The organism is Streptomyces sp. SPB074 (genome assembly GCF_000154905.1).
Taxonomy (GTDB): domain Bacteria; phylum Actinomycetota; class Actinomycetes; order Streptomycetales; family Streptomycetaceae; genus Streptomyces.
In genome coordinates, this window is record NZ_GG770539.1 from 5,938,908 (window position 1) to 5,957,483 (window position 18,576).

17 protein-coding genes and 2 pseudogenes are annotated in these 18,576 nt (G+C 74.5%); 11 read left to right on the top strand and 8 right to left on the bottom strand.

Annotated elements, in window-relative coordinates; all coding sequences use genetic code 11:
- The first annotated feature begins 93 nt into the window (after nucleotides 1–93).
- Nucleotides 94–624 (top strand): NUDIX hydrolase, encoded by a 531-nt coding sequence (locus SSBG_RS25110; RefSeq protein WP_037870592.1) that lies wholly within the window; start codon nucleotides 94–96, stop codon nucleotides 622–624.
- Nucleotides 625–716: 92 nt separating this feature from the next.
- Here the strand turns inward: SSBG_RS25110 and SSBG_RS25115 are convergent.
- Nucleotides 717–1,780 (bottom strand): annotated as a pseudogene (locus SSBG_RS25115) (NAD(P)-dependent alcohol dehydrogenase).
- A gap of 93 nt (nucleotides 1,781–1,873) precedes the next feature.
- Between SSBG_RS25115 and SSBG_RS25120 the strand changes: the two are divergent.
- Both SSBG_RS25120 and SSBG_RS25125 read left to right on the top strand, forming a co-directional pair.
- On the top strand, nucleotides 1,874–2,452 hold the full coding sequence (locus SSBG_RS25120; protein ID WP_008748871.1) for a TetR family transcriptional regulator: 579 nt from the start codon (nucleotides 1,874–1,876) through the stop codon (nucleotides 2,450–2,452).
- 271 nt (nucleotides 2,453–2,723) lie between these two features.
- Complete coding sequence (locus tag SSBG_RS25125; RefSeq protein WP_008748872.1) at nucleotides 2,724–3,671, top strand: PRC and DUF2382 domain-containing protein; 948 nt, start codon at nucleotides 2,724–2,726, stop codon at nucleotides 3,669–3,671.
- A 104-nt stretch (nucleotides 3,672–3,775) separates the two neighbouring features.
- Here the strand turns inward: SSBG_RS25125 and SSBG_RS25130 are convergent, their stop codons facing one another.
- Together SSBG_RS25130 and SSBG_RS25135 are read right to left on the bottom strand one after the other, a co-directional pair.
- Nucleotides 3,776–4,378, bottom strand: coding sequence for a GNAT family N-acetyltransferase (locus SSBG_RS25130; protein ID WP_008748873.1), 603 nt, complete (start codon nucleotides 4,376–4,378; stop codon nucleotides 3,776–3,778).
- A gap of 178 nt (nucleotides 4,379–4,556) precedes the next feature.
- Nucleotides 4,557–5,429 carry a 3-hydroxybutyryl-CoA dehydrogenase gene (locus tag SSBG_RS25135; protein ID WP_008748874.1) on the bottom strand — a complete coding sequence of 291 codons (873 nt, stop codon included), beginning with the start codon at nucleotides 5,427–5,429 and terminating at the stop codon, nucleotides 4,557–4,559.
- 291 nt (nucleotides 5,430–5,720) lie between these two features.
- On the opposite strand from SSBG_RS25135, the gene SSBG_RS25140 reads away from it, so the two are divergent.
- Complete coding sequence (locus tag SSBG_RS25140; RefSeq protein ID WP_008748875.1) at nucleotides 5,721–6,977, top strand: glycoside hydrolase family 10 protein; 1,257 nt, start codon at nucleotides 5,721–5,723, stop codon at nucleotides 6,975–6,977.
- Between the two features lie 60 nt (nucleotides 6,978–7,037).
- Here the strand turns inward: SSBG_RS25140 and SSBG_RS25145 are convergent, their stop codons facing one another.
- Nucleotides 7,038–8,027 carry a DMT family transporter gene (locus tag SSBG_RS25145; RefSeq protein ID WP_037870594.1) on the bottom strand — a complete coding sequence of 330 codons (990 nt, stop codon included), beginning with the start codon at nucleotides 8,025–8,027 and terminating at the stop codon, nucleotides 7,038–7,040.
- Between SSBG_RS25145 and SSBG_RS25150 the strand changes: the two are divergent.
- Nucleotides 8,026–9,469: pseudogene (locus tag SSBG_RS25150) on the top strand (PLP-dependent aminotransferase family protein). The gene SSBG_RS25145 and the pseudogene SSBG_RS25150 sit on opposite strands and share 2 nt — an antisense overlap.
- Nucleotides 9,470–9,511: 42 nt before the next feature.
- Here the strand turns inward: SSBG_RS25150 and SSBG_RS25155 are convergent.
- Nucleotides 9,512–9,982 (bottom strand): GNAT family N-acetyltransferase, encoded by a 471-nt coding sequence (locus SSBG_RS25155; protein ID WP_037870597.1) that lies wholly within the window; start codon nucleotides 9,980–9,982, stop codon nucleotides 9,512–9,514.
- Between the two features lie 43 nt (nucleotides 9,983–10,025).
- Nucleotides 10,026–10,517, bottom strand: a complete 492-nt coding sequence (locus tag SSBG_RS25160) for a DUF6314 family protein (protein WP_008748879.1) — start codon at nucleotides 10,515–10,517, stop codon at nucleotides 10,026–10,028.
- Between the two features lie 78 nt (nucleotides 10,518–10,595).
- On the opposite strand from SSBG_RS25160, the gene SSBG_RS25165 reads away from it, so the two are divergent.
- On the top strand, nucleotides 10,596–10,832 hold the full coding sequence (locus SSBG_RS25165) for a hypothetical protein (protein WP_008748880.1): 237 nt from the start codon (nucleotides 10,596–10,598) through the stop codon (nucleotides 10,830–10,832).
- Nucleotides 10,833–10,913: 81 nt separating this feature from the next.
- Here the strand turns inward: SSBG_RS25165 and SSBG_RS25170 are convergent, their stop codons facing one another.
- The gene (locus SSBG_RS25170; protein WP_008748881.1) at nucleotides 10,914–12,113 is read right to left on the bottom strand and encodes an alanine--tRNA ligase-related protein; all 1,200 of its coding nucleotides are present in this window, start codon (nucleotides 12,111–12,113) and stop codon (nucleotides 10,914–10,916) included.
- Between the two features lie 275 nt (nucleotides 12,114–12,388).
- On the bottom strand, nucleotides 12,389–13,762 hold the full coding sequence (locus SSBG_RS25175; protein WP_008748882.1) for an SMI1/KNR4 family protein: 1,374 nt from the start codon (nucleotides 13,760–13,762) through the stop codon (nucleotides 12,389–12,391).
- 238 nt (nucleotides 13,763–14,000) lie between these two features.
- Between SSBG_RS25175 and argC the strand changes: the two genes are divergently transcribed.
- The 5 genes from argC to SSBG_RS25195 are packed head-to-tail and all read left to right on the top strand — an operon-like array spanning nucleotide 14,001 to nucleotide 18,566.
- Nucleotides 14,001–15,029 (top strand): N-acetyl-gamma-glutamyl-phosphate reductase, encoded by a 1,029-nt coding sequence (gene argC, locus SSBG_RS25180; RefSeq protein ID WP_008748883.1) that lies wholly within the window; start codon nucleotides 14,001–14,003, stop codon nucleotides 15,027–15,029.
- Nucleotides 15,026–15,151 (top strand): hypothetical protein, encoded by a 126-nt coding sequence (locus tag SSBG_RS35500; RefSeq protein ID WP_008748884.1) that lies wholly within the window; start codon nucleotides 15,026–15,028, stop codon nucleotides 15,149–15,151. The genes argC and SSBG_RS35500 overlap by 4 nt, the downstream gene beginning before the upstream one ends.
- A gap of 6 nt (nucleotides 15,152–15,157) precedes the next feature.
- Complete coding sequence (gene argJ, locus SSBG_RS25185) at nucleotides 15,158–16,309, top strand: bifunctional glutamate N-acetyltransferase/amino-acid acetyltransferase ArgJ (protein WP_008748885.1); 1,152 nt, start codon at nucleotides 15,158–15,160, stop codon at nucleotides 16,307–16,309.
- Nucleotides 16,306–17,331, top strand: coding sequence for an acetylglutamate kinase (gene argB, locus SSBG_RS25190; RefSeq protein ID WP_008748886.1), 1,026 nt, complete (start codon nucleotides 16,306–16,308; stop codon nucleotides 17,329–17,331). The genes argJ and argB overlap by 4 nt, the downstream gene beginning before the upstream one ends.
- Nucleotides 17,328–18,566, top strand: a complete 1,239-nt coding sequence (locus tag SSBG_RS25195) for an acetylornithine transaminase (protein WP_008748887.1) — start codon at nucleotides 17,328–17,330, stop codon at nucleotides 18,564–18,566. The genes argB and SSBG_RS25195 overlap by 4 nt, the downstream gene beginning before the upstream one ends.
- The last annotated feature ends 10 nt before the right edge of the window (nucleotides 18,567–18,576 follow it).

Below are 18,576 nucleotides of genomic sequence, written 5' to 3' on the forward strand. Positions count from 1 at the left end.
CGCCCGCCGTGCTCCGGTGAGCGGCCCGGGCGCCCGCCTCGCACGCGGCGAGGACTGCGATAGTGCCACCTCCTCATGAAAGGTGGCAGAAACGTGCGCTGGACGAAGCAGAGCGAACAATTCGTGTACGGAAACCGCTGGTTCCGCGTGCACCTCGCCGAGGTGGAGCTGCCGGACGGACGCCACCTCGACCATTTCCTGATCCGCCAGCGCCCGGTCGCCGCGGCGACCGTCGTGAACGCGGCCGAGGAGGTGCTTCTCCTGTGGCGGCACCGCTTCATCACCGACACCTGGGGCTGGGAGCTGCCCGCCGGTGTGGTCGAGGTCGGGGAGGACCCCGAGCGGGCCGCCGCGCGGGAACTGGAGGAGGAGTCGGGGTGGCGCCCCGGCCCCCTCCAGCACCTGCTGAGCGCCGAACCGTCGAACGGGCTGAGCGACGCGGTCCACCACGTCTACTGGGGCGAGAGCGCCGAGTGGACGGGCGAGCCCGTCGACGGCTTCGAGTCCTCGCGCCGCGAGTGGGTCCCGCTCAAACTCGTCCCCGACCTCGTGAGCCAGGGCCAGGTCCCCGCGGCCACGATGGCGGCGGCCCTGCTGTTGCTGCACCGGCTGCGCGAGGAGTGAGCGGCGGGAGCCGGGGTGGAGGCGGGGCGCGGGCCGGTAGGGGCGTGGGGGCGGCTCTCGCCCGTACCGGCCGTGCACCCCCCGGGGTTGCCTCAGACGACCCGCGCGTGCTCCTCGTCCAGGTCCGAGAGTCCAGGACGAAGCGGTAGCGCACGTCGCCGCGCTCCAGGCGCTCCAGCACCTCGTTCACGCGGGCCGAGGGCAGTACCTCGACATCCGCCGTGATGCCGTGCGCGCCGCAGAACTCCAGCATCCTCGCGGTCTCGGCGAGACCGCCGGTGGCCGAGGAGCTGAGTTTCCTGGCGCCGAGCAGGAGGCCCATGAGCTGGACCGGGGCCTCACCGAAGAAGCCGAGGACGCTGAGGGTGCCGTCCACGGCGACCGTCGAGAGCATCCGGTTCACGTCGTGCGGGGCGGAGATCGTGTCGAGCACGAGGCCGAAGCGCCCCCGCGCGGCCGTCATCGCCGCCTCGTCATCCGTGACGAGCAGGGCGAGGGCGCCGAGCTTCGCGGCGTCGGCGGCCTTGTCCGGCGTCCGGCTCAGCACGGTGACCTCGGCGCCGAGCGCGACCGCGAGCTTCACGCCCAGGTGGCCGAGCCCGCCCAGCCCCGCGACCGCGACCTTGCTCCCCGGGCCGACGCCGGCCGCCCGCAGCGGCTCCCACACCGTGATGCCCGCGCACATCAGCGGAGCGGCGGCGGCCGGGTCGAGCCCGGCGGGCAGGGGGTGGGCGAACTTCTCGCGCAGCACGTACTCGCGGCTGTACCCGCCGTGGGTCGGCAGTCCGTCCACGCGGTCGGCCGCGCCGTAGGTGACGGTCGGGAACTCGGCGCAGTAGTTCTCGCGCCCGGCCCGGCACATCGGGCAGGTCCCGCAGGAATCGACGATCGTGCCGATCGCGACCTTGTCGCCGGGCGCGAAGCCGGTCACGTCCGCGCCGGTCTCCGTGACGGTGCCGACGAACTCGTGCCCGGGCACGAGCGGGCCGGTGCGCCGCCCGGCGATGTCGTTGACCTGGTGCAGGTCGCTGTGGCAGACCCCGCAGTACTCGACGCGCACGGCGAGGTCGTCCGCGCGCAGCTCGCGCCGCTCGATCGTGACGCGCTCCAGGGCGGGGGCGCCGAGGGGGTGCTGCCAGGCAGGGGTGGAACGCATGGACAACTCCAAAGACAGACTGTTCGGTCTGTTTCGGCGTAGGCGCTCCGCGGGGAAAAGCAAACCAACTGTTCTGTTTGCTACCGTGACCCCATGCCCGAGCTGCCCAGTACGCCGCGCGGCGCCGCGACCAGGCGCCGCATCCTCGACGCGGCGACCGAGGAATTCGCCCTGCGCGGCATCGCCGGGGCCAGGATCGAGCGGATCATCTCCGCCGCGCGCACCAACAAGGCGCAGCTCTACGGGTACTTCGGCAACAAGGACGGGCTCTTCGCCGCCGTGATCGCCGACCGCACGAGCGACATCACCGCGAGCATCCCGTTCGACGCCGAGGACCTGCCGGGCTGGGCGGTCGGCATCTACGAGCGGAACCTGCTCCGCCCCGACCTCGTGCGGCTCATCGCCTGGACGCGCCTGGAGCGCCGCTCCGCCGGGCTGCTGCTGGACGACCCGGAGCACGGCACCAAGCTCGCCGCGCTCAGGCGCGCCCAGGAGGCCGGGCGGCTGCGGGCGGGGGAGCCCTACGACGTCCTCGCCCTCGTCATCGCGATGGCCTGCGCCTGGTCCCCGGTGAGCAACGTCTGGGCGGCGACGGCGGAGGAGCCGGAGGCCGAGCACGCGCGCCGCAAGGAGTTCCTGCGCGACGCGGTCGCCCGGGCCGTGGCGCCGTAACGGCGCCCCGCGCCGCCGTGACCCTGCGGGACCGGCGGTGACACCCCGCTGCCGCGCGCCGGAGCAGGTCCCCGTCGCCCGGCCGCCGCAAGCCTTCCGCGCGATAAACCCCTTTTGCGGCGTATCGGTCCAATGGAGTATTTCGCTCCGATAACGCCTTCCTCGGTTGCCGGATCGGGCCGGAGCGCGCCGCATGGAAGGAGTGGCGCGTGTCTCTCGTGGAGGGGACCCCGGCCCCTCCGCCGCGCGCTCTCGCAGGAAGAGGGCACTCATGACTTCAGACGAGGGCTTCCTCAGCGTGGACCAGCTCGTGGGCCTGACCGCGTACGACCGGGACGGGGCCAAGGTCGGCAGCGTCGAGCAGGTCTACCGCGACGACCGCACCGGCCGCCCGGAGTGGGTGACGGTGAAGACGGGTCTGTTCGGGATGAAGGAGAGCTTCGTCCCGCTGGAAGGTGCGCACTCGGACGCCGAGGGGCTGCACCTGGACCACGACAAGAACGCGATCAAGGACGCCCCCCGTCTCGACGCCGGGCAGCACCTGGACGCGGCCGGTGAGGAGGAGCTGTACGCCCATTACGGGATGACGGCGACCGGCGGCATGTCCGGCGGGGGCGAGAGCGGGGAGGGCGCCGCGGCGCCCGGCGGGATGGACCTGGAGGACGAGCCCGCCGCCGGCACCTCCCCGGCGCGCACGACCTCCGCCGGCCAGGCGGGGATGAGCGGCGCGGGCTCCGGGCTCGGCCCGGCCAATCCGAACGAGGCGACGGGCGAGAGCACCGGGCGCGAACTCGCGGGCGCCGGCGCGCGCAGCTCCTGGGAGGGGGAACCCGGCGAGGAGATGATCCGCTCCGAGGAGCGCCTGCGGGTCGGTACGCAGGAGGAGGAGTCCGGCCGGGCCCGGCTGCACAAGGTCGTGGTGACCGAGAACGTCACGACGACGATCCCGGTCAGTCACGAAGAGGCCAGGCTCGTGCGGGAACCGATCCGTGAGGGCGACGCGGTGGACGCGTCCATCGGCGAGGAGAACGCCGAGGTCACGCTGCACGCGGAACGCCCGGTCATCCGCAAGGAGGCGGTCGCCGTCGAGCGCGTCCGCCTGGAGGCGGAGCGGGTCACCGAGGAACAGGAGATCAGCGACTCCGTGCGCAAGGAGCGCGTCGACTACGACGACGGCTCGGCGGGCCCCGGCCGGGGCGCGCCGCCCGAGGAGAGCTGACCCGCGCGCCACGGTCGAAGCCCCGTAAGAGGGCGAGGCCCCGGTAGCGCGGAAGGCCCCCGGATGTCCCTTTCAAGGGCGCCGGGGGCCTTCCTTTCGGGCGCTCAGTCCGTGATCGTCCGCGCCTCCACCTTCGGGAGGACGACCCCGTCCGAGGGGATCAGGGAGTACAGCACGGTGTCGACGCGGCCCTCGTGCACGTGCCCCGCGTTGCGCAGCACGCCCTCCCGCACGAAACCGGCCCGCTCCGCGACGGCTCGCGAGGCGTGGTTCCCCGTCGCGGCCCGCAGCTCCAGGCGCTCGAAACCGCGCTCGCCGAGCAGCCACCCGGCCACCGCCCGTGTCGCCCCGACCGCGACGCCCCGCCGCCGGGCCCAGGGCGCGACCCAGTACCCGACCTCGCCGACGAGGCCGCGCCAGTCGGTGCGGTTGAGCCCGGTCGCGCCGAGCAGACGGCCGCTCTCGCGATCGGTGATCGCCCACTGGATGCCCTCGCCCGAGGTCCGCAGGTGGTGGCTGAGGTCCGTGCACCAGCTCCGGGCCACCTCCGCGTCGTACGGACGGGGCAGCGGCAGCCAGCGCTGGGTCTCCTCGTCGGAACACCCCAGCCGGACGTCCTCGACGTCCCCCGCGTCGAAGGCGCGCAGCCGCAGATTCCCGGAGACCAGCTCCGTCTCGGCGAAGACGTCTTCCGTCCACGTACCCATGCCACGCTCCCCACCTCGTCACCAGTGGGCGTCTCCCCTGGTGGCGGGGAGGCTAGCAAGGGGAGGGGGCCGCGTGCGGAGGATAAAAAGCGGGGGGGCGCGGAGCCTCGGGCCCGCGCCCCGTCCCGCCCTGCCGACTCCCGTCCGGGCCCTCCGTCCCGTCCGGTCCTGCCCCGGTCTACTGGTACGCGTAGAACCCGGAGCCCGACTTCCGCCCGAGGCGGCCCGCCTCGACCATGCGGCGCAGCAGCGGCGGGGCCGCGTACAGGGGCTCCGCGTACTCCGCGTACATGCCCTCGGAGATCGAGACGATCGTGTCGAGGCCGATGAGGTCGGCGAGCTTGAGCGGGCCCATCGGGTGGGCGCAGCCCAGCTCCATGCCGCTGTCGATGTCCTCGCGGCTCGCGATGCCCTGCTCGAACATGCGGACCGCCGAGAGCAGGTACGGGACGAGCAGCGCGTTCACGACGAAGCCCGAGCGGTCCTGGGCGCGGATCGCGTGCTTGCCGAGCACCTTCTCGGCCCACACGTGGGCGCGGCTGATGGTGCCCTCGGAGGTGGTGAGCGCCGGGATCAGCTCGACGAGCTTCTGCACCGGGGCCGGGTTGAAGAAGTGGATGCCGATGACGTGGTCGGGGCGCGAGGTGGCCACCGCGAGCTTCACGATCGGGATCGAGGAGGTGTTGGAGGCGAGGATCGCGTCCTTGCGGGTCACGACCTGGTCCAGGACCTGGAAGATCTCCGTCTTGACCTGCTCGTTCTCCACGACGGCCTCGATCACGAGGTCGCGGTCGGCGAACTCGCCGAGGTCGGTGGTGAAGCTGAGCCTGGACTGCGTCGCGGCCAGCTCCTCGGCCGTCAGCTTGCCGCGCTCGGCGGCCTTGGCGAGCGAGTTGCTGAGCCGGGTACGGCCGTACTCCAGGGCGTCACCGGTGGTCTCGGCCACCCTCACGTCGAGACCGGCGCGCGCGCAGACCTCCGCGATACCCGCGCCCATCTGGCCGCAGCCGACCACTCCGACGCGTGCCACATCGGCCTTGAAGTCCGTCACCTGGTGCCTCTCGCCGTCCGGGGATGAAGTTCTGGGGCGGCCCGCGACACGTCGCCGCCTCGCGTCCGCGACGCCGTCCCGCGCCGCGGCACGGCCGCACGCCTGGCGCCGCCGTCACGGCGCACTCCGCCACCGCCCACGAGCCTCACGGCCTCGCGCGCGGCGCACCGGGCGCCGCCGCCCAGGCGTGCACGTTACCGCGCGGTCAAGGTGTGGCGGTTCCCCAGGGGAGGGCAGGAGTGGGGCGTACGCCTGTGACGTACGCGACAACCGAGAGCGCGGAGGTACCGGATGGACGACAGGGGAACGCTCGGCCGCAGAGGCTTCACCGCCCTCGCCGCTGGGGTGGTGGCGGCTCTCGGCACGACGGGCGCCGCCCTCCCGGGCGGCCCGGGGCACGGCGGGGGCCGTCCGCCGCGCGGGCGGGGGATGCGCGGGGTGTGGGTGGCGAGCATCACGAACCGCGACTGGCCCTCGGCCCCGGGACTCCCCGCCGAGGTCCAGAAGAACGAACTGCTCGGTCACCTCGACACCGCCGTCGAGCGCCGCCTCGACACCGTCATCCTCCAGGTGCGCCCCTCGGCGGACGCCCTGTGGCCCTCCCCCTACGAGCCGTGGTCGGCCTTCCTCACAGGCGAACAGGGCAAGGACCCCGGCTACGACCCGCTCGGCTTCGCGGTGCGCGAGGCCCACAAGCGCGGCCTGGAACTGCACGCCTGGTTCAACCCGTACCGCGTCGCCGTCCACGACGACCCGGCCCGTCTCGTGCCCACCCACCCGGCCAGGATCAATCCGGACTGGGTCGTCACCTACCAGGGGCAGCTGTACTACAACCCCGGGCTGCCCGAGGTGCGGCGGTACGTCGAGGACGCGATGCTCGACGCGGTCGCGCGCTACGACATCGACGCCGTGCACTGGGACGACTACTTCTACCCGTACCCGGTGGCCGGAGCGCCCTTCGACGACGACCGCGCCTTCGCCCTGTACGGCGGCGGCTTCCCCGACCGGGCCGCCTGGCGCCGTCACAACACCGATCAGCTCGTGCGCGAGACGAGGGCCCGCCTGCGCCGCCTCGAGCCGCGTGTCCGCTTCGGCATCAGCCCCTTCGGCGTGTGGCGCAACGCGAGCACCGACCCGCGCGGCTCCGCGACCACCGCCGGGGTGCAGAGTTACGACGACCTGTACGCCGACACCCTGCGCTGGGTGCGCGAGGGCTGGATCGACCACATCGTGCCCCAGCTCTACTGGAACATCGGCTTCCGCGCCGCCGACTACGCGACCCTGGCCCGCTGGTGGGCGGGGGCGGTACGCGGCACGGGAGTGGACCTCTACCTCGGCGAGGCGCTGTACAAGGCGGGCGACCCCGCGCAGCCCGCCGCCTGGCAGGACCCGGCCGAACTCTCCCGCCACCTCGACCTCACGGCCCGCATCCCCGAGGTGCGCGGCCACGCCTACTTCGCCGCCAAGGAGGTCGCGGCCGACCCGCTCGGCGCGATGAGCCGCGTCGTGCGCGACCACTACGGGGAACGCGCGCCGCGCCGGGGGTAGGGGGCGGGGTCGCCGGGTTCAGCGGCGGCGGTTGCCGAGGTGGGGCGGGGGTCGCCGGGGTCAGGCGGCCGTGTCCGGGGACTCCCCGCGCGGGGCGGCGGGTGCCGGGCGGGGAGTCCGGGTCGCCCACTGCGTCCCCGCGATGCACAGCACCACCCCCACCGCCGCGAGCGGCGCGGCGGCGGGAAGAGACTCGCCCAGCAGCGTCACCGACCACAGCAGGGTCAGCAGCGGCTGCGCGAGCTGGAGCTGGCTCGCGCGGGCCACGCCCGTCCCCGCGATGCCCCGGTACCACACGAAGAGCCCCACGAAGGTGGAGCCCACCGAGACCCACACGAGCCCCGCGACCCCGTGCCCGCTCCACCGCACCGGGTGCTCCAGGCACAGCGCCACCACCGCGCCCGCCGCCGTCAGCGGCAGACACGCCACGAGCGCCCACGCGCTCACCTGCCAGCCCGGCAGGACCGCCGCGAGCCGCCCGCCCTCCGCGTAACTCGCCGCGCACACCAGGAGCGCGGCGAAGAGCAGCACGTCCGCGCGCGTGAGCCCGCCCCCGTCCTGCGCCAGCGTGAACGCCAGCACGATCGCCGCGCCCGCCCCCGCCGCCGGCCAGAAGGAGCGCGGCGGCCACACGCCCGAACGCGCGGCGGCCACGAGCGCCGTCGTGAGCGGCAACAGGCCCACCACGACCGCAGAGTGGGCCGACGTGGAGGTCTGGAGCGCGAGCGTCGTCAAGAGCGGGAAGCCGAGCACGCCGCCCCCCGCCACGACCGCGATCCCCGCCCGGTGCGCGCGGGCCGGGACCCGGGCGCGCGCCGCCCACAGGAAGGCCCCCGCGACGGCCGCCGCGAGCACGCAGCGCAGGCACACGAGCGACCACGGGCCGAAGCTCTCCAGGCCCCACACCGTCGAGGGGAAGGTGAGCGAGAAGCACAGCACGCCGAGCGCGGCGAGGAGAAGGCCGGAGCGGGCCTGCCGGGCGGCGGGGCGGTCGGCCTGCCGGCTGACCGCTACCGTGGACGAACGGGTAGCGCTATTGTCACGTCTCATGCACGAGCGTAGCAGCGTGGGGGAGTTGGCGGATCTCCTCCGTACCGAGTTCGACCGCTACCCGTCCGGTGGAAAGCTGCCGTCGAGCCGGGAACTGGTCGCGCGGCACCGCGTCGGCCCCGTCACCGTCTCGCGCGCCCTCGCCCGGCTGGCCGCCGAAGGACTGCTCGTGACCCGCCCCGGCGCCGGCGCCTACCGTGCGGTGAAGGCCGCGCCCGCCGCCGAGGGCGACACCTCCTGGCAGCACCTCGCGCTCAGCGCCGACTCGCTCGAGGGCCTGCCCCGCGCCGTGGACGCGAGCGGCGTCCTCGCCACCCTCGCCGAACCGCCAGCCGGAGTCGTCGAGTTCAACGGCGGCTACCTCCACCCCGCGCTGCGCCCCGAACGCGCCCTCGCCGCCGCGCTCGCCCGCGCGGGCCGCCGCCCCGGCGCCTGGGGCCGCCCGCCCGCCGAGGGACTGCCGGAACTGCGCGCCTGGTTCGCGCGCGACCTCGCGGCCGACGGCGCGGGCGGCCCCGGACCGGGCGGAACGCTCGTGAGCCCCGGCGGCCAGTCCGCGCTCAGCGGCGTCCTGCGCGCGCTCGCCCCGCCCGGCGCGCCCGTCCTGGTGGAGTCCCCCACGTACCCGGGCCTGCTCGCCGTGCTGCGCGCCGCCGGGCAACGGCCCGTCCCCGTGCCCGTGGACGCCGACGGGCTCCGTACCGACCTGCTCGCCGAGGCGTTCCGCGCGAGCGGCGCGCGCGTCCTCGTCTGCCAGCCGCTCCACCAGAACCCGACCGGCGCCGTCCTCGCGCCCGCGCGCCGCCCCGTCCTCCTCGCCGCCGCCCGCGCCGCCGGGGCCTTCGTCGTGGAGGACGACTTCGCCCGCCGTCTCGGCCACGCCGACGCGGGCCCCCCGCCCCCGCCGCTCGCCGCCGACGACCCGGACGGCGTCGTCGTGCACATCCGCTCGCTCACCAAGGTCACCGCGCCGAGCCTGCGGGTCGCCGCCGTGCTCTCGCGCGGCCCGGTCCTGGAACGGCTGCGCGCGGTGCAGGTCGTGGACCACTTCTTCGTGCCGCGCCCGCTCCAGGAAGCCGCGCTGGAACTCGTCGGCTCCCCGTCCTGGCCGCGTCATCTCCGCAGCGTGGCCGCCGAGTTGGGCGCACGGCGGGCCGCGCTCACGACGGCCCTCGCCCGCCGGCTGCCACAGGCGCTGCCCGCCCGCGCGCCCACCGGGGGCTATCACCTCTGGCTCCCGCTCCCCGAGGGCACCGACGAGTACGCGCTCGCCGCCGAGGCGCTGCGCCGGGGCGTCGCGGTCGCCCCCGGCCGCGCCTACCACCCGGCCGAAACCGGACCGCCCGCACCTCAGGATCAGCTACGGGGGAGTGGCGGACGGGGACGAACTGGAGGAGGGCGTCAGGAGACTGGCGGAGGCGTACGCGGCGGTGCGGGGCTGAGCGGCCGGGCCGCCGTCGCGGCGGGCGCCGCCCCGTCCCCGCTCACTCCAGTGAAAGGATCATCCACTTCCCCGGCTCCACCTCCTCGTACCCCACCGCGCGGAACAGCTCCTGCGCGGTCTGCGTGACGAGCAGTACGCGCCGCACCCCGAACTCCGCCATCCGGGCCCGGACGGCCGCGAGCAGGGCCTTCGCGAGCCCCCGGCCCCGGGCCTCGGGCGGCACGTAGACGTCGCAGAGCCAGCCGAAGGTGGCGCGGTCGGTCACGACCCGCGCGTAGGCCCGCTGCTCGCGCCGCACCGTGCCCCCGGACTCCGGCACGTCCTCGTACACACCGAAGTTGAGCGATCCCGCGACGGCCGCGCGCTGCTTCTCCAGACTGCGGCCGAGCGCCCAGTAGGCATCGGTGGAGAGCCAGTGGTGCACGCGGGCGAGATCGAGGAAATCCGGCGCGTCCGAGACGAAATGACCGGGCGGGAGGGGAGCGGCGGGCAGGTCCGTGTACGTCGTCATGCGGGCAGTCTGGCAAGGCCCGCTCGACGCCGACCAGCGGGTTTCACGGTGTGGACGCGGCCCCCCTGGTGTGCTCCGCGCGCAGTACCAGGTCCTTCGCGGGCCCCGCGACGCGCCACACCACGCTCCACAGGTCCGGGCCGCTCGCGGTGAACTCGCCCCGGTAGAGGTCGAGCGCGCAGGGGTGGTCGGCGAAGGCGTGCCCCGTGCGCAGATCGATGTCGTGGAAGAAACGCCCGTCCTCGAAGGTGACGCGCGCCGAGGCCGGCCCCCTGGTGCCGGGCAGCCAGCGCAGGGTGCGGTGGGCGGGGCGCGTGACGCCGTCCCAGGTGAAGGCGCCCTCCTCGTGGTGGCGCAGTCCGCCGCCGGGCAGCGCGGTGAAGTCCGCCGTGCCCGTGAAGTGCCCGCGCGTATTGGTGTGCCGGTCCTCGGCCGTGCGCGCGACGCGCCAGCTCCCCGCGAGGTAGGCCAGCAGATCGGGCACGGGAACGGTCGGGAGCGCGGGGGCGGGCGGCGCGGGCCGGGCGTCGGGCATGTCCCCTTCCTACTCCAGGAGCACGGCCCGTGACCACTCACCGTGCGTCCCGCCCGCGCGACGGGGTAACCGGGCCCCATGGACACGGAGAACACGACCGAGGACCACGTGCTGCTGAGCGCGGACACCAACGGCGACGGCAAGCCCGACGTGTGGGTGACCGACACGACGGGCGACGGCAAGGCCGACCTCTACCAGTTCGACACCACGGGCGACGGCACGATGGACGTCACCGTGACCGAGGAGGAGGACGGCGCCCCGGAGCACCGCCACGTCCTGGAGGGCGACGGAGGCCACCCCGCCCCGGCCGCCTGACGGCCGGGCCACGCGGCCGGGCTCGCCCGTCCACCGCCGCCCGTCCACCGCCGCCCGTCCACCGCCGCCCGTCCGCTCCGCTCAGGCGGTCTCCTCCCGCAGGCTCTGGACCAGGTCGCGGGGGAGGCCGTGGGTGTCGTGGAGGTAGTGCAGGTCGTCCTCGGTGAGGGGGCCGCGGTAGCGGGGGGCGGCGAGGACGCGGCGGCCCCGGTCGAGCAGGGAGCGGAAGCGGGCCTCCTCGTCGCCGAGGGTGCGCAGCACCCGGCGCACCGTCTCCGGGTCCTCCTCGCCCTGCCCGAAGTGGGCGAGCGTCCCCGTGACCAGTTCGCGGGGCAACTCCCCGAAGCCGTACGAGGGATCGGTCCGCCACAGGGTCGTCAGGGCCCGTCGCACCAGGCGCCGCAGTACGTAGCCGCGGCCGGTGGCGGCGGGCCGTACGCCGTCCCCGATGACGACGACGGCCGAGCGGACGTGGTCGCTCACGAGCCGCAGCGAGGTCTCGCCGAGCCCCCACAGCGGCGGCAGCAGCCGCCGCCACGGGGCGAAGACGTCACCGTCGAAGACAGAACGTTCTCCCTGGAGCAGCGAGGCGAGCCGTTCGAGCCCCAGCCCGGTGTCCACGTTGCGCTGCGGGAGCGGGACGAGGGAGCCGTCGGGGAGGCGGCGGTGCCGCATCATGACGTGGTTCCACACCTCGACCCAGCGCTCGTCCCCGGTCGGCGTGGACTCGGGAGGCCCGTCCCCGGTCCACAGGAAGATCTCCGAGTCGGGCCCGCAGGGGCCGGTCGGCCCGTTCGACCACCAGTTGTCCTCGACGGACCGCTCGACTGGCACCCCCAGCCGCTCCCACACCTCCAGCGAGGCGAGATCGGGGCCCACCCGGTCGTCGCCGCCGAAGACGGTCGTGTGCAGGAGGCCGGGGTCGATCCCGAGGCCGTCCGTGAGGAGTTCGTACCCCCACTCCAGGCTGCGCGGTCCCTCGTAGTCGCCGAGCGACCACGTGCCGAGCATCTCGAAGACGGTGAGGTGCGTCGGGTCGCCGACCTCCTCCAGGTCGGTCGTGCGCAGGCACCGCTGCACGTTCACGAGCCGTCGCCCGAGCGGGTGCGGACGGCCTTCGAGGTAGGGGGTGAGCGGGTGCATCCCTGAGGTGGTGAAGAGCACGGAGTCGTCACCGGGCGGCGGAAGCAGCGTCGAGCCGGTGATCCGGGCGTGGCCGCGCTCCTCGTAGAACCCGGTGAAACGGCGGCTGATCTCTTCGGTGTTGAGCTGGGTGCGCACGGCGGTCTCCTTCGCGGTGCGGGTGCCGGAGCACGGACCGCGGGAGACGCGCGCCTCGCGGGGACGCGAGGAACCACCGGGGACCGTGTTCCGGTCGCCGGTGGAAATGAGGGGGTACGTCAGGCGGCGGCGACCGGGGAGCGGGGCGCTCGCGCGGTCGCGGTGGTGCGTGGGCCGGTGACGTTCATGGAAACGAGCGTAACGCGGCGGCGGGCGGAGCGGCGAACGCGTTTTCCCCGGCCCGCCGAACCCCGTCCGGCGCCGGCCCCCGCGCCTCAGGCGAGCGTCCCCGACACCACCTGTTCCACGATCGGCGGCCGTCCCCTGCTGCCCAGGATCTCGTTGGCGAGGGCGACGGTCGCGAGGGGGCTGTCCGCGCGGCCGGGTTCGATCGCCGCCGCGAGCAGGCCACGCGGTACGGCGTCCGCGGCCAGGAGCGCCCGCCACTCGGCGGGCGGCAGCCGCAGGAACTCCAGGCCGTCGAGCCGCCCGATCTCCAGCGGGTCCGCGAGCGTGCCGGGCCCCGCCGACAGCGACCGCAGCCGGGGGAGATTGAGGACGGGGGCGAGGCTCGTCGGCGGGCTCTCCCAGCGGCCGAGCGAGAGCACCTCCAGCGCCGGGTGCGCGGCGGCGGCGACACTCGGCACGCCCCTCGCGTTGACGTACGCGACCTCCGGGCACTCCACCTGCCCGGCACGCGGCCCCGCGTCCTCCTCTTCCTCCTCCCCCGCGCGCAGCACGAGCGAGGTGAGCGAGCCGGCGAGGAGTTCCGCGCCCACACTCTCCTCGTGGCCGATGAGGACGACCTGCCCGACGTGCCCGCCGGGCCCCGGGGTCAGGTCCACGGCCAGGCGGTCGCCGCCGCCGTTGTCCCCGAAGACGAGCCAGCCCGGCGAGCCCGGGAGACCCTGCACGGCCGCGTCCGGCGGGGTCAGTACCGCCTCCATCGCGCCGAAGACCCAGGGGCACGGGCGCGAGGCGGCGTCCGCCACGTACACCTCGGAGAGCGGCAGCAGCTCGCAGGACACCGCCTCGTGGACGCGCTCGGCGGCCTCCGGGTCGTCCGCGACGTCCCGCCACTCGCCGCGTACGACCGTGTAGAGCGCGCGGAGTTCGGGCGGCAGGGGCCTGCCGAGCCGGGCCTCGGCGGCGGCGAGGGCGCCCGCGTCGGCGCCGGTCGCGCCGGGCAGCCGGGCGCGGAGCGTACGGGTGAGGCGCGCGGCGTCCGCCGAGGGCGAGGCGACCGCTCCCGGCACCGGCTCCGGCAGGCGCCGCCACGGCTCAGGGACCGCCCCCTCCACCAGGAGCAGCGCGCCGGGGTGGGCGGAGGCGATGCCCGGTTCGACGGCGGGGGAGGGGAGGAACAGGCGCAGCGTGACGGCCCCGGAGGCCGTGAGCCGTGCGACGAAGGCCACCTCGGCGGTCGCGCTCGCCGCGAGCGCCGCGAGGACGGGCTCGACCGCCCGCAGCTCCCGGGAGAAGTCACTGCCGCCGGGTCCCAGGCTCCACGCGCCCCGGCTCAGCTGCCCCGACCGCTCGAAGGGCCCTTCGCCGCCCGTCCCGGCGCACCGCTCCCACAGGAGCCGGGACAGGGGTTCCCAGGTGGCGAAGTCGGTAAGCGGTGTCGCGGGCGCTGCGGGAGGAGTCATGGCCGGAGGCTAGCGGGGCGCACCGACAGGGCCGGGCGGGACGGCGGCAGGACGAGCCCGAGGGGCCTGTGTCCCCCGGCCGGTCCCGGCACCCTCGCCACGAAGGTTAGGCTCACCTAAGCTTGTCCGGCCGGGAGGGTCCGGCCGGGGGCGCGCTCCCGCGTGCCCGCCCTCCGCATACTTTATTGCATAGATCTACGGGTGAATGTATAGTCATGCTCTCAGGAGGAGGTCACCCATGACGGTACGAGCGGCAGTCGCCGGAGCGAGCGGATACGCGGGCGGAGAGGTGCTGCGCCTGCTTCTCGCCCACCCCGGGGTCGAGATCGGCGCGGTCACGGCGAACTCCAACGCCGGTCAGCGCCTCGGCGCGCTCCAGCCGCACCTGGCGCCGCTGGCCGGCCGCGTCCTCGAAGCGACGAGCGCCGAGAGCCTCGCCGGGCACGACGTCGTCTTCCTCGGCCTCCCGCACGGCCAGTCCGGCGCCGTCGCCGCGCAACTCGGGGACGACGTCCTCGTCATCGACATGGGCGCCGACTTCCGGCTCAAGGACGCCGCCGACTGGGAGACCTTCTACGGCACCCCGCACGCCGGCACCTGGCCCTACGGCCTCCCCGAACTGCCCGGCGCCCGCGCCGCGCTCGCCGGTACCCGCCGCATCGCCGTGCCGGGCTGCTACCCCACCGCCGTCTCGCTCGCCCTCGTCCCCGCCTACGCGGCCGGGATCGTCGAGGACGACGCCGTGATCGTCGCCGCCTCCGGGACCTCGGGCGCGGGCAAGGCGGCCAAGCCGCACCTGCTCGGCAGCGAGGTCATGGGCGCGATGTCCCCGTACGGCGTCGGCGGCGTCCACCGGCACACCCCCGAGATGATCCAGAACCTCAGCGCCGCCGCGGGCCACCGCGTCACCGTCTCCTTCACCCCCACCCTCGCCCCCATGCCGCGCGGCATCCTCGCCACGTGCAGCGCGAAGGCGAAGCCGGGCGTGGACGCGGCACGGCTGCGCGAGACGTACGAGAAGGCGTACGCCGACGAGCCGTACGTGCACCTGCTGCCCGAGGGCCAGTGGCCGAACACCGGTGCCGTCCTAGGCTCCAACCACGTACAGCTCCAGGTCGCCCACGACCCCGCCGCCGGGCGCGTGCTCGTGCTCGCCGCGATCGACAACCTCGCCAAGGGCACGGCGGGCGGCGCGATCCAGAGCATGAACCTCGCCCTCGGCCTCCCCGAGACCACGGGCCTGCCTGCCGCCGGGATCGCGCCATGACCCGCACCCGCCCCCCGCGCCGGACCCCGCGCGGAGCCGGGGCGCCCCTGATCACCCTGCTGACGAACCGGCTGCGCGCCACCCTCCGCACCGCCGCGCGGAACAAGCCCAAGGAGACCTGAGACACCGTGAGCGTCACCGCACCCCAGGGATTCACGGCGGCGGGCATCGCCGCCGGGATCAAGTCGTCGGGACAGCCCGACCTCGCCCTCGTCGTCAACCAGGGGCCGCGCCTGGCCGCCGCCGGGGTCTTCACGTCCAACCGCGTCAAGGCCGCGCCCGTCCTGTGGTCCGAGCAGGTCCTCAAGGGCGGCCAGGTCTCCGCCGTGGTCCTCAACTCCGGCGGCGCCAACGCCTGTACGGGCCCCCAGGGCTTCCAGGACACCCACGCCACCGCCGAGCGCGCAGCCGAAGCCCTCGGCCACCAGGCGGGCGAGGTCGCCGTCGCCTCCACCGGTCTCATCGGTGAACTCCTGCCCATGGACAAGCTGCTCCCCGGCATCGACACCGCCGTCGCCGCGCTCAGCGAGCACGGCGGCGAGAAGGCCGCCCTGGCGATCAAGACCACCGACACCGTTCACAAGACGGCCCTCGCGCGACGGGACGGCTGGAGCGTCGGCGGCATGGCCAAGGGCGCCGGGATGCTCGCCCCCGGCCTCGCCACGATGCTCGTCGTCCTCACCACCGACGCCGACCTCGACAGCGGCGCGCTCGACACCGCGCTGCGCGCCGCGACCCGCGTCACCTTCGACCGCGTCGACTCCGACGGCTGCATGTCCACCAACGACACCGTGCTCCTGCTCGCCTCGGGCGCGAGCGGCACGACCCCCGCCCAGGACGAGTTCACCGCGGCGGTACGGGAGGTCTGCGCCGACCTCGCCCTCCAGCTCGTCCGCGACGCCGAGGGCGCGAGCAAGGACATCCGTATCGAGGTCGTGAACGCGGCGAGCGAGGACGAGGCCGTCACGGTGGGCCGCGTCATCGCCCGCAACAACCTCTTCAAGTGCGCGGTCCACGGCGAGGACCCCAACTGGGGCCGCGTCCTGTCCGCGATCGGCACCACCGACGCCGCCTTCGAGCCCGACCGCCTCAACGTCGCCATCAACGGCGTCTGGGTCTGCAAGAACGGCTCCGTCGGCGAGGACCGCACCCTCGTGGACATGCGCTACCGCGAGGTCGTCATCACCGCCGACCTCGCCGCCGGGGACGCCTCCGCCGAGATCTGGACCAACGACCTCACCGCCGACTACGTCCACGAGAACAGCGCGTACTCCTCATGAGCGAGCCCAGCGCCCCCGGCCCGGCGAGCGAGCCGGGCGACGAGAGCGAGACGAGTGTTGTGACCCAGCCCGCCGCCGGTGCGACCCGCAAGCACACCGCCCTCCCCAAGGCGCAGACCTTGATCGAAGCCCTGCCCTGGATCACCCGTCACCAGGGCAAGACCGTCGTCATCAAATTCGGCGGCAACGCCATGGTGGACGCGGAGCTGAAAGCCGCCTTCGCCCAGGACATCGTCTTCCTGCGGCACGCCGGGCTGCGCCCCGTCGTCGTGCACGGCGGCGGCCCGCAGATCAACGCCCAGCTCGACAAGGAGGGCCTGGTCAGCGAGTTCCGCGCGGGCCTGCGCGTCACGACACCCGAGGCGATGGACGTCGTGCGCATGGTGCTCGCCGGGCAGGTCCAGCGCGAGCTGGTCGGCCTGCTCAACCAGCACGGCCCGCTCGCCATCGGGCTCACCGGCGAGGACGCCCACACCATCACCGCGACCAAGCACTTCCCGCGCATAGCGGGTGAGCTGGTGGACATCGGGCGCGTCGGCGAGATCACCGCGATCGACACCGGCGCCATCGAGACGCTGCTGGACGACGGCCGCATCCCGGTCGTCTCCTCGATCGCCCGCAGCGCCGACGACGACCACGTCTACAACGTCAACGCCGACACCGCCGCCGCCGCGCTCGCCGCCGCCCTCGGCGCCGAGACGCTGATGGTCCTCACCGACGTCGAGGGCCTCTACGAGGACTGGCCGCACAGCGACGAGGTCATCAGCCGCCTCACCGCGAACGAGCTGGAGAAGCTGCTGCCCGAGCTGGCGAGCGGCATGGTCCCGAAGATGGAGGGCTGCCTGTACGCCGTCCGCAACGGCGTCCGCACCGCCCGCGTCATCGACGGACGCGTCCAGCACTCCATCCTCCTGGAGATCTTCACCGACGAGGGCATCGGCACGATGGTCGTGGACGACGACCCGCGGGCCGCCACCGAGCCGGCCACCGCCGAGCCCGCCACGGAAAGGCAGAAACCGTGACCGCCACCGAGCAGCCGCAGTCCCCGCCCGGCGCCGAGCAGCCGCAGCCCCTGACCGAGCGCTGGCAGCACACGCTGATGAACAACTACGGCACCCCCCGCCTCGCGCTCACCCGCGGCGAGGGCGCGACCGTCTACGACACCGAGGGCCGCCCCTACCTCGACCTCGTCGGCGGTATCGCCGTCAACGCCCTCGGCCACGCCCACCCGGCCGTCGTGACCGCCGTCAGCGAGCAGATCGCCTCGCTCGGCCACATCTCCAACTTCTTCATGGCCGAGCCGACCGTCGCCCTCGCCGAACGCCTCGTGCGGCACGCGGGCCGCCCCGCGCGCGTCCTGTTCTGCAACTCCGGCGCTGAGGCCAACGAGGCCGCCTTCAAGATCGGCCGCCTCACCGGGCGCCGCCACATGGTCGCCACCACCGGCGGCTTCCACGGCCGCACCATGGGCGCCCTGTCCCTGACCGGACAGCCCGGCAAACAGGACGGCTTCGCCCCGCTCCCCGGCGACGTCACCTTCGTCCCCTACGGCGACAGCGAGGCGCTGCGCGCCGCCGTCACCGAGGAGACCGCCCTCGTCATCGTCGAGCCGGTCCAGGGCGAGAACGGCGTCGTCGTCCCGCCCCCCGGCTACCTGCGCGCCGCCCGCGAGATCACCCGCGCCACCGGCACCCTCCTCGTCCTGGACGAGGTGCAGACCGGCGTCGGGCGCACCGGCCACTGGTACGCCCACCAGGCCGAGGAGGGCATCGACCCCGACGTCGTCACCCTCGCCAAGGCGCTCGGCGGCGGCCTCCCGCTCGGCGCGGTCCTCGCCTTCGGCGAGACCGCCGGCCTCCTCACCCCCGGCCGCCACGGCTCCACCTTCGCGGGCAACCCCGTCGCCTGCGCCGCCGGGCTCGCCGTGCTCGACACCATCGAGGACGAACACCTCCTCGACCGCGCCAAGCGCACCGGGGAGCGGCTGCGCGAGGGAATCGAGCAACTCGGGCACCCCCTCGTCGGCCGGGTCCGCGGCGCCGGGCTCCTGCTGGGTATCGTGCTCACCGAGCCGCGCGCCCCCCAGGTGCAGCGGGCCGCCCAGGACGCCGGGCTCCTTGTCAACGCGGCGGTCCCCGACGTCGTACGGCTCATGCCGCCGCTGAATTTCGGCGAGGCCGAGGCGGACGCCTTCCTGGCCGCGCTCCCCGGGGTGCTGGACGCGGCGGCGGGAGAAGGGACGCACGCGGGCCGATGAGAATGGGACG